At 65.6% G+C, this 15,367-nt stretch carries 5 protein-coding genes; 1 reads left to right on the top strand and 4 read right to left on the bottom strand.

The genetic code is table 11. The features are described 5' to 3' along the window. Window positions 1-123: 123 nt before the first annotated feature. From FGL95_RS04220 to FGL95_RS04235, 4 genes are all read right to left on the bottom strand, one after another. Complete coding sequence (locus FGL95_RS04220; RefSeq protein WP_169584909.1) at window positions 124-13,215, bottom strand: non-ribosomal peptide synthetase; 13,092 nt, start codon at window positions 13,213-13,215, stop codon at window positions 124-126. A 166-nt stretch (window positions 13,216-13,381) separates the two neighbouring features. Further along, window positions 13,382-13,774, bottom strand: coding sequence for a hypothetical protein (locus FGL95_RS04225; RefSeq protein ID WP_169584910.1), 393 nt, complete (start codon window positions 13,772-13,774; stop codon window positions 13,382-13,384). Between the two features lie 110 nt (window positions 13,775-13,884). Beyond that, window positions 13,885-14,274, bottom strand: coding sequence for an AMP-binding protein (locus tag FGL95_RS04230; protein ID WP_169584911.1), 390 nt, complete (start codon window positions 14,272-14,274; stop codon window positions 13,885-13,887). A 26-nt stretch (window positions 14,275-14,300) separates the two neighbouring features. Next, the gene (locus tag FGL95_RS04235) at window positions 14,301-14,708 is read right to left on the bottom strand and encodes a hypothetical protein (protein ID WP_169584912.1); all 408 of its coding nucleotides are present in this window, start codon (window positions 14,706-14,708) and stop codon (window positions 14,301-14,303) included. A gap of 164 nt (window positions 14,709-14,872) precedes the next feature. On the opposite strand from FGL95_RS04235, the gene FGL95_RS04240 reads away from it, so the two are divergent. Further along, window positions 14,873-15,364, top strand: coding sequence for a peroxynitrite isomerase (locus tag FGL95_RS04240; protein WP_169584913.1), 492 nt, complete (start codon window positions 14,873-14,875; stop codon window positions 15,362-15,364). Window positions 15,365-15,367: the final 3 nt, after the last annotated feature.

Here is a 15,367-nt window from a genome sequence, read left to right on the forward strand (position 1 = left end):
TCCCCTTGCTTGTTCGTTGATTCCACCCTTGTCGAAATCGGCTCCGCCGACCAGGAACCCCAGAGGTGGACACCCAAACCTCAGGGTGTGGGTTGTTCACCCCTGGGTGGGGGCAAGGTCGGGTCAGGCCGTGGTCCGCGCGCTGCCGATGAACTGATTGATGACCCGAGCAATCTCGGGCAAGGCATCAGGGGCAGCCATTCGGTCGTGCGTCGAGTCGACGAGGTGGTTCGCCAGTTCGCCACCGATAAAGCCCCGCCAGCTCGCACACGCCGACGCGAGATCGTCGTTGTCCTGCGTCGGTGTGAAGAAGACCAGGTCACCGTCGAAATGCGTCGGTTCGTAGCCGGCGAGCATCCCGCGAGATCCGTTGTAGCACTCGGTCAACCGCTCGATGTGCTCCGCTTCCACGAATGCCGCTCCCGGCAGGGCCTGGCTGAGAATATTCGCAGCTTCCGCGGCCGTGAGGTCCATGCGTTCGGCCTGCACACCGAACATCGGCGCGTATTCGTATACGAGTTCACCCGGTGTCACCGGAGCGCCGAGGTCGACGTCACGCTTGTCCAGGTCCGCGTCCAGCACTGCCAGCAGGTCGACGTCCTCGCCCAACTCTCGCAGTCGAACCGCGATCGCTTGTGCGATGTACCCGCCGAGCGACCAGCCGAGCACGTTGTACGGGCCTTTCGGCTGCACTGTTCGCATCTCCGCGACGTATCGATCGGCGTATGCCTCGACCGACCGTAAGGCATCGCCACCACTGAGTTCCGGCGCCTGGAGGCCGTAAATGGGACGTCCCGGCTCTATCAATTGCGCGAATCCGGCGTAGCACCACGACAGTCCGGACGCGGGGTGGACGCAGAACAGCGGTGCGCCGTTGCCTGTCAGCCGGATCGGCAGGACGACTCCGATGAGTGCGTCCGACATCGCGGCGTCCGAGTCCGGCTCCGGCTCAGGCTCTGCGGTTTCTGCGTAGTGGGCGACTGCGCCCAGTGCGGACTTCCACAGCTGTGCGAGCTCCTCTATGTCGGCGTGGTCGAACAAACCCGCCGGGAAGCCGACTGTCGCATTGAGCCGACCGTCAGCGACAGCCGCATTGATATCGATCGACGCGGCGGCGGGCATGTCGGGGTCCGGCTCGGCGACCAAATCAGTCAGGTCGTCGGCAGGAACCCAGCCCAAGGTCGCGACCTCAGGTGGCAGGTCGCCGCCGGACACCTGGCCGAGGTAATTGAAGCTCACCTGACCTGCGGGAAGTGCCGACAGCTCGGCCTTCGTCTCTTCGCTCAGGTAGCGCAGCATGCCGTAGCCGATGCCCTTGTCCGGCAGCGCGGCGAGCCGCTGACCAGCCAGCTCGAGCGCCGCACCCATCGCTGGACCGCCTGCCATCGCGTCGTCGGTATCGATCCCCGTCAGGTCGAAGCGCGCAGGAAACACGGTCGTGAACCAGCCGACGGTCCGGTCCAAATTCGCCCCGGGCACCGCGGCCTCTTCGCGACCGTGACCCTCGATTCGAATCAACGCGGATGGCTCGTCGACGCCTCGCCGCGCACGCCACGCCGTCACCGCGACCGCGAGCGCCGCGAGGAGACCGTCGTTGACGCCGCCGCGCGTCACGGCAGGGACCGCGGTGAGCAGCGACCTCGTGATCTCGCCCGAGACGTCGAGGCGGATCTCCCGGACCGTCGACTTCACATCGACGGCCGGGTCGAACGCGCGCGTCGACAGCAACGGGTCGGGCCCGTCGACGATGTCGCGCCACAGCGGCATTTCTTCGGCACGCGCGTGGACTCGCTCCGGCTCACGCAGCGCATGCGCCCAGGTCCGCATCGACGTTCCGCTAGCAGCCAACTCGGGCTGTTGGCCTGCAGTCCGGTGTGCCCACGCTGTCACGAAGTCCGGCACCAGGATTCGCCACGACACACCGTCGACGGCGACGTGGTGCACGACGACGATCAATCGACCGATCGGGTCCAGCCACACGCACTGCAGCACAACACCGTCGGCAGGCTGCAGCCGTCCGACCGCCGCATTCAGTTCGGCCGTCGCGATCGTCGTCAGTTCGGCCGGCGACATGGTCGCGTCGACCTCGACCCGATGCACCAGGCTGTCGACATCGACCGAGCCTGGCGGCAAGGTTTCCAGCCGCAACCCGGATTCCTCGTCGGTCAACCTGGCCCGCAGCATGTCGTGCCGGTCGACGACGGCCGCAACGGTGGCGACGACACCGTCGCGGTCGATGCCGACCGGCAAGCGCAGCACCACTGATTGTGCGAAGCGGCTGTTGCCGCCAGGCTGGCGAAGCAGGTACTCCATCACCGGGGTCAACGGGATGTCACCGACACCGCCGCCGGGCATCTCATCCAGGGGCGGCACCGCATCGGCGAGATTCGCGGCAGCCGCTTCGATCAGGCCCGCGACGGTCCGTCGCTCGAACACATCGCCCGCCGTGATCAGGAAGCCACGCGCCTTCGCCCTCGACACCAGCTGGATCGCGAGGATGCTGTCGCCGCCCAACTCGAAGAACGAATCGTCGACGCCGACATCGGCAATCCCGAGCACCTGCGCGTACACCTCCACCAGCGCACGCTCGGCGTCGGTTTCGGGCGCACGGAACGCGCGCGTCTCGAATACCGGCGCTGGCAATGCCTTTCGGTCCAGCTTGCCGACCGCAGTGAGCGGGATTGCAGCCAGCTCGACGATCGCGGTCGGCACCATGTAGTTCGGCAACTGGGCGGCAAGGCGCTCCTTCAAGCCGGTCGGATCGATCGTGGCGCCCGAGGTCGGGACGACATAGGAGACGAGCACGGTGGCGCCGGATGGTCCGTCGACGCCGAGCGTCGTGGCGAATTCGACGTCGTCCTCGCGCATCAGGGCGGCGTCGATCTCGCCGAGCTCGATGCGCAGCCCGCGCACCTTGACCTGGAAGTCGCTGCGGCCCACGTAGTCCAGGGTGTAGTCGTGGGTCCAGCGCACGACGTCACCGGTGCGATACATCCGCTGCGACGGATCGAAGGGATTGGCCACGAAGCGGCTCGCGGTCAGGTCCGGGCGGAGGTGATAGCCACGCGCCAACGCCGGACCGGCGAGATACAGCTCACCCGCGATGCCCATCGGGACCGGCCGCAGCCGCTCGTCGAGCACGAGCGCAGCGCTGCCGGTCACCGGTCCGCCGATGGTGATCGGCGCACCGTTCTTCAGTGGCGTCGAACCCGTTGCCCAGATGGTGAACTCGGTCGGGCCGTACAGGTTGATCAGCGCACGCCCATCGGCCCACCGGCCGACGAGGTCCGGGCTGACTGCTTCACCGGCGACGGCCAGAACAGCGAGCCCCGCGACCTCGGCAGGGTCGATCGACGACAGCGCGGACGGCGTGATCACCGCGTGCGAGACCGCGTGCTCGCGGATGAGATCGGCCAGGTCGCTACCGCCGAACACGGTTGCCGGCGAGACGATCAGGGCCGCCCCCGCTCCGAATGCCATCGTCATCTCGAACAACGATGCATCGAAGCTGGGTGACGCGACCTGCAGCACACGCGACTCGGCGTCGAGCTGAATCCCTTCGCGCTGTGCCCGAACCAGATTCGCGATACCGCGGTGCGTGACGACGACACCCTTAGGCAGCCCGGTCGATCCCGACGTGTAGATGACGTACGCAGCGGTGTCGAGCCGAGTTGCACCGAGTAGTTCGCTCGCGGCAATCGGTGCCGGAGACACCGTCGCCATGCGCTCGACGACGCTGTCGTCGTCGGCGACGAGCCAGGAGACGTTGTCCGGCAATCGGCGTCGATCGACCTCCACCGTCACACCGACGGTGGCACCGCTATCGGTGAGCATGTGTTCGATCCGCTCCGCCGGATGGTTGGGGTCGATCGGGACGAACGCAGCCCCGGTCTTCGCGACAGCCCAGACCGCGACGATCGGTTGCAGCGACCGTTTGAGGGCAAGCGCAACGACCGACTCCGGACCTGCTCCTGCCTGGATCAGCAGCCGCGCAAGCTGGTTGGATCGCTCGTCGAGTTCGCGGAAGGTCAACGTTGTCGACCCGGCGACGACGGCCGTCCGTTCAGCGTAAGTCTGTGCGGCAGCCCCGAACAGCTCGGCAAGCGTGATCGGCTCCACGCCAGCGCTGCCGGTGACGGGCACCAGGGCCGCTCGTTCGATGTCGTCGAGTAGATCGACGCTGCCGACCAGCATTTCCCGATTCGTGCAGATCGCCTCCAGGATTCGGGTGAACCACGTGCCGAAGCGATGGGCTGTGTCGGGGGAGAACAAGTCTGTCGCGTAGGTCAATTCACCGTCCAGCCCGCCCTCGGACCCATCGGCCGCAAATCGCTCCCGCAACGTCAACGACAAATCGAACTGCGACGAATCCCGTTGCAGATCTTCGACGGTGACGGTCAATCCACCCAGATCGATCACCGGCTCGGCGAAGTTCTGCAACGACAACGACACCTGGAAAATCGGGTGGTGCGCCGTCGACCGCACCGGATTCAGCGCCTGCACCAACCGCTCGAACGGCACATCCGCGTTCGCGAACGCATCGAGATCCCTGGTGCGGACCTGGTCGAGCAACTCGGCGAACGTCATGTCCGGCTCGAGCTGCGCTCGCAAGGCGAGTGTGTTGACGAACATCCCGACCACATCGTCGAGGACCTGCTCACCTCGACCCGCGATAGGTGTGCCGATCGTGACGTCCTGAGTCGAGCCGATTCGCGCGAGAAGTATTGCGAGCGCGGCGTGCACCACCATGAACACGCTGACGTTCTCGGCTCGTGCCCGCTCGACCACGCGGGCATGGGTGCCCGCATCGATAGCGAACGGCAGGTCCACGCTGTGTGCCGACTGCACCGCAGGCCGCGGCTTGTCGATCGGCAACTCGAGCTGGTCCGGCAGGTCGGCCAGGTTCGTCTTCCAGAAGTCGATCTGCTTGGCCGACAACGATTCCGGATCTGATTCCTCGCCGAGGACCTCCCGCTGCCACAACGCGAAGTCCGCGTACTGCACCTCGAGCGGATCCCAGAACGGTGCCACGCCCGCGGCCCGCGCCGCGTACGCGCTGACGAGATCGCGTGCCAACGGCGTCATCGACGTGCCGTCGGCGCTGATGTGATGCACGACCAACACCACGACGTGCACCTGTGGGGCCACCTGGAACAGCCTCGCCCGCAACGGCGTTTCACGGGTGATGTCGAACCCGGTCCCCGCCACCTGGCGGACCGCAGCGCTCAATTCGCCCAGGTCGGTGATGATGTCAGGCATCAGGTCCGGAGTCGATCCGCTTGCAGCCACGATCTGCTGGACCGGACCGGCGTCGTCGGACGGGTAGACCGTCCGCAGCGTCTCGTGCCGCTCGATCACATCGGCGACCGCGGTCTGCAACGCAGCGACGTCCAGCGGTCCCGTCAAGCGAAGCGCCGCAGTGATGTTGTACGTGGCAGAGCCGGGATCGAGCTGATTGATGATCCACATCCGTTGCTGCGCAAACGACAAGAGCACTCGGTCCGGCCGCTCGCGAGCCATCAGCACCTGGCGTTCGGTGCCGCCACCGGTGGAGATTCGCATCGCGAGCAGCGCCGTCGTCGGAGCGTCGAACAGGTCACGCAGCGTCACCGACGAACCCAATGCGGCATTGATCCGGGCGATCACCCGCGTCGCGATCAACGAGTTACCGCCGAGATCGAAGAACGACGCGTCGATACTGACCCGCTCGACCTCGAGCACCTCGGCGATCACGTTTGCCACCGCACGCTCGACGTCGGTGCGCGGCGCGAGGTACTTGCGACTCGTGGCCGCAAAGTCCGGCACTGGCAACGCTTTCCGGTCCAGCTTGCCGACGGGGGTCAGCGGAATGTCATCGAGTACGACGATGAAGCCAGGCACCATGTAGCCGGGCAACGTCGTCGCGATCCGCTCCCGCAAGCGCTCGGTATCCAGCGTGATCCCCTGTGCAGGGAGCACATACGACACCAGTACGGTCGACCCCGCCGGACCCGCCCGACCGATCGTCGCCGCATACTCGACCTCGTCGTCACGCGATAGCACGGCATCGATTTCGCCGAGCTCGATCCGCAGACCGCGAATCTTGACCTGGAAGTCGCTGCGGCCCATGTATTCCAACTCGAGCGCATCGGGTGCCCAGCGCACCATGTCGCCGGTCCGATACATCCGCTCCCCCGGCGCACCGTACGGATTCGCGATGAACCTGGTCGAGGTCATCTCCATGCGGTTGAAGTAGCCGCGGGAAAGACCTGGTCCGGCGAGGTACAGCTCGCCAGACACTCCCCTCGGGACCGGACGCAACCACGAGTCGAGCACCATCAGCGATGCGCCACGGATCGGTCCGCCGATCGTGACGACCTGGCCGGCGGCCATCTTGCCCGACCCGGTGGCCCAGATACTGAATTCGGTCGGTCCGTACAGGTTCACCAGTGACCGGCCGGGCGACCAGCGCTCGACCAGCTCCGGCCCAGATGCTTCGCCTGCAACCGCGAGGGTCTGCAGGTCGTCGAGGCCGGCAGGGTCCATCGTGGCCAACGCCGACGGTGTGATGACAGCGTGCGTCACGCCCTCGGTCCGCAAGAGATTCTCGAGGTCGGGGCCGCCGTATACCTCCGGCGGCGCGATGACGACCCGTGCACCGGAACCATGTGCGCACAGCAGCTCGAACACCGACGCGTCGAAGCTCGGCGAGGCGACCTGCAGGACGCGCGACGACGCGGTCAGTGCGAGCGATTCCCGTTGCGCCTCGGTCAGATTCGCCAGACCACGGTGCGTCAACAGCACCGCCTTCGGCTTGCCCGTCGAGCCGGACGTGTAGATCAGGTACGCGGTCTGGTCGACGTGGATCGTTGCGCCGCGTTCCGCGTCCGTGATCGGCGCATCGGAGATCGTCATGACACGACGGATCGTGTTCATGTCGTCGAGCAACAGCCAGTCGATCGAGCCGGGCAGGCTCTGCCCCAATGCTGTGGTGGTGATGCCGATCGTCGCCTGCGAATCGGTCACCATATGTTCGATGCGCTCCGGCGGATGATTGGGATCCATCGGTGCGAAGGCCGCTCCGGTTTTGGCGACCGCCCAGATACCGACCACCGATTCCATGGACCGCGTCAACGCAAGCGCAACGAACCGGTCCGGGCCGACGCCGCGGCGCAGCAGCACGCGGGCGAGCCGGTTGGACCAGCGGTCCAGCTCGCGGAACGTCAGCGCCGTGTCACCCGAAATCGCCGCGACAGCATCGGGATCGATGCGAGCAGCGTTGGCGAAGATCTCCGGCATGGTGACGAAGTCGATCGACGGCGGCCCGACCACCGGAAGCAATTCACTCCGCTCGGCCGCATCGCAGGACTGCAGCGACGCCACTCGCGCCGTGGGGTTTTCGGCGATCTGCGTCAGCATGTTGACGAACCGGTCGAGCAGCACCGTGGCTGCTGTACGGCCCGTTTCGTCGGCGATGTACTTCAGCGCGATCCGCAGGGTGCCCGAATTTTCGGGAATCACCATGAGGTTCAACGGATACGGCGTCGCGTCCGTGCCTTCGATCGCAACGATCCGCATCCCGGCGATGTCCATCGTCGCCGCAAGCGCATCAGTGTCGATCGGGTACGACTCGAAAACCGTGAGAGTGTCGAACAATTCGGGCAAACCGACGGCCTGGTGGATATCGGCCAACCCGATGTGCTGATGGTCCAGCATCGTCGCCTGGTTCGACTGAATCCGCACCAGCAACTCGGTCACCGTCTCGGCCGGGTTCAACTGCACCCGAACGGGAACGGTGTTGATGAACAACCCGACCATGTCCTCGACACCCGCCAGCTGCGGCGGCCGACCCGAGACCGTCCCACCGAACACCACATCGGTCCGACCGGTCAACATGGCAAGCAGCAACGCCCACGCCGCCTGGACCGCCGTATTGACTGTGACGCCAAGTGATTTGCCCAGGTCGGTCAGTGCCGCAGCCGTGTCCATCGAAAGCTCGGTCTCGACCTGACCGGTTTCCGTCGACTCGATATCGGCCAGGCTCGGGACTGCGCGGGTCGGTGCATCGATTCCGGACAACGCCTCCGCCCACGCCGCTTTCGACGCAGCCAAATCCTGGTCGTTCAGCCACGCCAGGAACTCCTTGTAGGACCGTGCGGGCGGCAGTACGGACATGTCACCCGAGGTCACGTACAGCGTCAACAACTCTTTGACCAGCAGCGGTGTCGACCAACCATCCAGCGCAACATGGTGATTGGTGAGCAACAACTTGAACGTATCGGCGCCGGTGCGGATGAATGTGAAGCGCAGCAACGGTGGCTGCGTGAGATCGAAACGAGTGCTCGCGTCGGCGGCGACGACCCGTTCCAGCTCGAGTGCGCGTTCGTCTTCGTCCGCGATCGTCGTGAGATCAACCTCAGTCCAGGGCAATTCGGCTTCGGGCAGCACGATCTGGCGCGGTCCGTCGACGGTCTCGACGAACGCCACGCGCAAGTTCTCGTGCCGGACGACCAAGCCCTGCCCGGCCTTTCGCAGGCGCTGCGCATCGACGGCACCTTCGAGGGTCAGGGTTGCCTGGACCGTGTAACCGTCGGCGGTGTCGGTGTCGTAGAGCGCATGGAACAACAGGCCGAACTGCAGCGGCGAGAGCGGCCAGGCGTCGATCATGGTGGGGTACTTGGCCTCCCACAACTCGATCTGCGCCTGCGTCGCATCGATCAGACCGAAATCCGACGGCGAGCGTCCGCCTGCAGACTCGGTCTGCGCGTGCTCGGCGAGTGCGGCCAACGCCTCGCCCCACAATTCAGCGAGTTCAGCGACGTCTTCGGCATCGATGATCTTCGACGCATAAGCCCACGTGACCGCGATTCGCGCGCCGTCGCCGGTGTCCTCGGTGATCGCGTTGATGTCGATCACCGCAGGCAGAGCCATCTGCGGGTCCTGCGTCGAGGCGAATCTGCGCGGGACGAACGGTCCGTCGGAGCCTCCGGTTCCCGAGCGGCCCAGGTAGTTGAAGCTGATCTGCGGTGTGGGACCTGCCGCGAGGAGCGATCCGGCCTCAGCGTCGAGGTAGCGCAGCATTCCGTAGCCGACACCACGGTCCGGGACCGAGCGCAACTGCTCCTTGATCGCCTTGATCGACGCACCCGCCGACGGACCGCCGGCAAACGCATCGTCGAGGTAGATGGCTGAGAGGTCCAGCGCGATCGGATACACGCTGGTGAACCAGCCGACCGTCCGAGCGATGTCGGCGCCGGGGACAACGTTCTCTTCGCGACCATGCCCTTCGAGCGTCAGAAGCGTTGACGTGCTGTGAATTCCGCGGTTGTAACGCCACCGCGTCACAGCCATCGCGAGCGCCGTCAGCAATGCGTCGTCGGCACCACAGTGAAAGCGCTCCGGCACCTGGGTCAGCAGAACGCCTGCGACGTTCGCAGGAATCGTCGTCTCGATGTGCTGCATCGTCGAATACACGTCGACCACCGGATCGATCGCCCGCTCGCCGAGGATCGGATCCTCCGTGGCCAGAATCGCCTGCCACGCAGGGAGTTCCGCTGTGCGCATGAGAAGTTGCGCGGTGTCGCGCTGCCCGTGCGCCCAGCGCCGGAACGACGTTGCGACCGGCGCCAACGAGGGCTCTTGGCCGCCGACGATCTGCGTCCATGCGGTCGCGAAGTCTGGCAACAGGATTCGCCAAGACACACCGTCGACCACCAGGTGATGCAACACCATCCACAAGAGTCCGTCGGCGCCGACGGAGTCAAGCCACACGAATCGCGCGACCGCGCCCGCGTGCGGATTCAGCAGGTCCGCGGCGCGCTGCAACTCCCGCTCGACCGAGAATTCGTCGATAGGGCCGACGACATGATCGAGCAGTGTTGCCGCATCGATGGTCCTCGGCGGATCGACGACGATCTGCCAACCACCGTCGGCGTCGGTCACCAGCCGCGACCGCAGCATGTCGTGCCGATCGAGCAGGGCCTGCACCGCACCGGCGAGATTCGCCTCGTCCACACCAGGCGGCAACGGCAGCAACACCGACTGACTGAAGCGGTCGAAGGATCCGGCCGTCTCGACCATCGCCGCGATCACCGGCGTAATGGGCACCTCGCCCACGCCACCGCCCGGCAACTCCACAAGCGCTTGTGCCGCATCCACTACGGTCGCCACCGCCGCGAGACCGGCAATCGTCTTGCGCTCGAACACATCCCGGGCCGAGAATGCCAGACCGGCAGCCTTCGCCCGCGCGACCAGCTGAATCGAGACGATGCTGTCGCCACCGAGGGCGAAGAAGCTCTCGTCGACCCCCACCGATTCCAACCCCAGCACGTCCGCGAACAACCGCTCCAACACCTCCTCGCGCGCGTTCGTCGGCGCTCGCCCGACGGTCGATCGTGAGCCGAAGTCGGGTGCAGGCAACGCTTTACGGTCGACTTTGCCGACCGGGGTGAGCGGAACCGCGTCGAGCACCATGATCGACGCGGGCACCATGTAGGCGGGCAGGAACTCGCCGACGAACGATTTGAGTTGGTCGGGAACGATCGCCGCGTCGAGCGTTCCCACGACATACGCCGCGAGTGCCGTGGCGCCGGCGGGAGTCTTGACGCCGATGGTGATCGCGAAGTCGACGTCGTCGTGCGCCTGCAAGGCTGCGTCGATCTCACCCAACTCGATCCGGTATCCCCGGACCTTGACCTGGAAATCGCTGCGACCCAGAAACTCCAACCACAATTCGTCGTCGCCACGGTTCCAGCGGACCAAGTCGCCGGACCGATACATCCGCGCACCAGGCGCACCGAACGGATTGGCCACGAACCGATCCGCCGTCTGCGCAAACCGATTGTGATACCCGCGAGCCAAACCGGGCCCCGCCAAATACAACTCTCCGACCGCACCGATCGGCACCGGCCGCAACTGACCGTCCAGCACCAACCCCTCGTGACCACGAACGAGGCTGCCGATCGACACCCGACCACCCGGCACCATCGGAGGTGTAAAGGTGGCTGCCACAGTCGCTTCCGTCGGACCGTAGCTGTTGAGCAGCCGCTTACCCGTCCACTTCGTCACCAGGTCCGGCGGACACGCGTCACCACCGACGACCACGGACTGCAGGTCGGGGACGCGCTGCGGATCCAGCGTCGCGACAACCGACGGGGTTCCTTCCAGCACGCTCACGCGGTGTGCTGACAGGACGTCGGCGAGGTCGTCACCGCCGTACAGTCCCGGCGGCACGACGGCCAGCGTCGCACCCGCCACGAACGTCATGAACAACTCTTCGATCGAAGTGTCGAAGCTCGGCGATACCGCATGCGCCACAACCGACGCCGCGCTCACCTGCAACGCCTCGGCACCGCTGGCAACCATGTTCGCCAGACCGCGGTGGGCGACGACCACGCCCTTCGGCAACCCCGTCGACCCGGACGTATAGATCATGTACGCCGCGTCGTCGAGCCGAATCGGCTCGAGCCGCTCGGCATCGGTGATCGCCGCCGCCGAGAAGCCTTCGACGGCATCGAGAATGATCCACTCGACGTTGTTCGGCAGCCCTTCCCGCGATGCCGAAACCGTCAGCCCCACAACCGCACCGCTGTCGGACACCATGTGCTCGATACGGTCCGCCGGATACGTGGGATCCACCGGCACGAACGCCGCCCCAGACTTCACCACACCCCACGTCGCGACCACCGACTCCAACGACCGACCGATCGCCACCGCCACCGTCGAACCCGGACCTGCACCCAAGCCGATCAACTTGCGACCCAACCGATTCGACAACTCGTCGAGCTCGCGATACGTCAGCGACTCCGCATTCCATCGCACGGCAACATGGTCGGGATCCACCGCGACACCACGGGCCAACAAGTCGGGCAGCGTTCGTGCTTGCTCACTTGCAGGTCCGCGGACCGGGAGGAGCATCGCCCGTTCGTCGTCGGTCAGTACGTCGAGCGATGCGAGCGCGGCATCGACGCCGGCGGCGAGGAACGTGTGCAGGAACGCGACGAAGCGGCTGTGCTGGGCTTGCAATTCATCGCGGGTGTACAGGTTCGGGTTGGCCTGGAAATCGATGTGGGTGCTCTCGCCGCCCATGCCGGGGTACAGATTGATGAACAGGTCGTCGATCAAACCCGAAGTGAGAACGTGCAATCTGCCGGTGACCGAGCCGAAGTTCAGCCGAGTGTCGACCATCATCAGGTTCACCGACGGACCGAACGACGCCGCCTCGTCCATCGCCCACCCGAGATCGCGGACGATGTCTTCCTGCCGATACCGCTGCCGACGCAAAGCGCCCGTCAACTCGGACTGCGCTTTGAGAATGAGCTCCCCCACGGTCAGCTGGCCCAACTGCAGCCGCAGCGGCACGACGTTCGCCAGCATGCCGCCCGACCGACGCATCACTGCCGTCGTTCGCGCCGACACAGGGAGGCTCAACAGCACCTCGTCGGCACTGGCCATCCGGCCCAGATACGCGCCGAACGCCGCAACGACAATCGGCGCGATGCTCGAGTTCTGTGCCTTCGCAACCACGTCCAACAACTCCGCGGTCTCAGCGGGCAACGACCCCGTCACGAGCCGTGGGTGCGCATCGACCTCTGCGGTCCGTCCAGCGAGGCTCACCGCATCCGCCATCCCGGCCAGATGCTCACGCCAGTACTCACCGTCGGCCTTGAACCGATCCGACGACCGATACGCCGAGTCCGCGTCGACGATCTTCACGAGATCGTCGGCCTTCGACGCCTCTGGCTCTCGCCCTTCCACGACGGCGTTGTACAGATCCGAGATCCGGTTGATCAGCGTGACCGCACCGAACCCGTCGAGCACGATGTGATGAATGCGCGTGTACCAGAAATAGCGGTCGTCGCCGACGCGCAGCAGCGCGACGTTGACGAGGCGGTCAGCGATCAGGTCCAGCGGTGCGCTGTACTCCTCGCGCATCCATTCGTGCGCGGCTGCCTCGGGGTCCTGCTCGGTCCGTAGGTCGATCTCGACGACCTCTTCGTCCTGCGTCGTATCGACGACTTGGAAAGGCAGGTCGTCGATTTCGATCAAACGCAGGAAGCCCGTTCCGAATTCACGTCCGGCGATCCGGCTGCACTCGTTGAGCAGCCCGACGTCCAACACGCCGTTCAGCTCGACGTACTGCGCGATGGAAATCGGCGCGCTGCCTGCGAAATGCTGAGCGAACCAGATTCCGCGCTGCGCGGCCGAGAGAGGAAATGGAGCCGAGCCCTGATGCATTGAATTTCCCTTACTCGCATTGCGAGAGCACTCGATTGGGTAGGTACCGAGGTCAACGATGAGCGGAAGCGGATGGGTTCAAACGCTACGCGCGCGCGACGAGCTCCGGCAGGAAACCCTGCCGGAGCATTCGCGGAATATCAGCGGCGCGAGGTGCCGCCCGCTGTCAAGCAGCCGGTGCGAGCTCGTTGATCGTGACCGGGGCGTCCGAGGTGGTCATGTAGCGGCGAACGGTCGACAGATCGTCGAGCAGCAGCCAGTCGACGTCATTCGAGAGCGTCGCGCGCCGCGCCTTGGTGGTGACGCCGATCTTGATCGGTGCGTCGGCGGCCGCATCGCCTTGGACCACGATGGCGCCGATCTTCGTGATCGCGGCGCGGGCCACGACCGACTCGACGGATACCGCGAGGGCCATGGCGACCGAAGCACCGTCGCGGGCACCGAGGCTCATGAGCAGGCGGGCGAGGCGGTTGGACCACAGCTCCAGCTCGAGCGGTAGTGCAACGTCAGCAGCGGCGAGGTCGAAGGTGGTCTGGGTCTGGATCGTGGTGGTGGTCATCGAAGTTCCTCCGTCGTTTCTTTGTTGACTCCAATCTTGTCGAAACGAGCGGTGAGAACTAGGTGCCCAAGAGGTGGGTGGAGCGCCCTGAGGGTGGGTGTTGTTCACCCCTAAGGTGCGACGTCCGGCATTGTCATATAGCGACGGACAGTGACCACGTCGTCGAGGATCAGCCAATCGATCGCGTCGGAGAGTCCCGCACGCTGGGCTTTTGTCGTCATTCCGGCGACGATCGGCGCTGCTGCACCAGGCTCGACGCCTTGTTCGGAGGCGACGGCCTTCGCGCCGGCCTTCGAAATCGCCGTCCGAGCAACGATCGACTCGACCGACGGCGTCAGCGCCACAGCGACCGCCGTGCCGTGGGTTGCCCCGAGGCTGATCAGCAGGTGGGCGAGGCGGTTGGACCAGCGGTCGAGCTCGGCAGGTACGCGCACAGCGGACGCGTCGGTCAACGTCGACATGAACGACGCGACTGCCGACTGCGCAACAGTGTCGGGCATCGTGAGCTCCTGAATCTTGAAGCTGGTCAGGCGGCCTGTGCGCGCTCGACCGCGGTGACCGGCGCGTCGGACGAGGTCATGTAGCGGCGAACGGTCGACAGGTCGTCCAGCAGCAGCCAGTCGATGTCGTTCGACAGCGCCGGGCGGTGCGACTTGGTGGTGACGCCGACCTTGATCGTCTGACCAGCAACGGAGTCGCCGTGGACGACCGTGGCGCCGGTCTTGGTGATCGCGCTGCGGGAAACGAGCGACTCGACAGAGGCCGTGAGCACCATCGCGACAGGAGCGCCTTCGCGTGCGCCGAGGCTCATGAGCAGGCGGGCGAGGCGGTTGGTCCACAGCTCCAGCTCGACCGGCAGTGCGATGTCGGAAGCATCGGTCAGGGTGGTGATGAAAGATGCTGCCGTTTGCGTCTGGATCGTGGTGGTGGTCATCGTGGTTCCTCCGTCTTGACTGCTTTTCTTGTTGACTCCAATCTTGTCGATTCGGGTCCCCCGAAATAGGTGCCACAGGGGTGGGGTGCACGCCCTCAGGGTGGGTGTTGTTCACCCCTAGGTATCGCGTGTTGCTGCCGGCTAAGAGGCCATAGGCTCACCGCGTGACCGAATTGCATCCGAACCTCATCGCGCTAGCCCCACTGCTCGGCTCGTGGGCGGGTGAGGGGGCTGGCGAATATCCGACGATCGAGTCGTTCGGCTACCTCGAGACCATCACGTTCGGGCACGTCGGCAAGCCGTTCCTCGCGTACGGCCAGCGCACGAAGGCCGCCGACGACGGTCGACCGCTACACGCCGAGACCGGCTACCTGCGAGTTCCCACAGCTGGACGGGTCGAACTCGTCCTCGCGCATCCGACGGGAATCACGGAAATCGAGGAAGGCACCGTCACCGAGACGGACGGGACGTTGCATATCGAGCTGCAGACCACGTCGATCGGCCGCAGCTCGACCGCCAAGGAGGTAACCGCGCTTGCCCGTTCGTTCACGATCAGCGGCGACGAGCTGACCTACCAGGTCCAGATGGGGGCAGTCGGCCAGCCGTTGCAGCATCACCTCGCCGCGACCTTGCGAAGGCAGCCGCCGACACAGTGACAG

This window comes from Antrihabitans stalactiti (assembly GCF_012932915.1).
Lineage (GTDB): Bacteria > Actinomycetota > Actinomycetes > Mycobacteriales > Mycobacteriaceae > Antrihabitans > Antrihabitans stalactiti.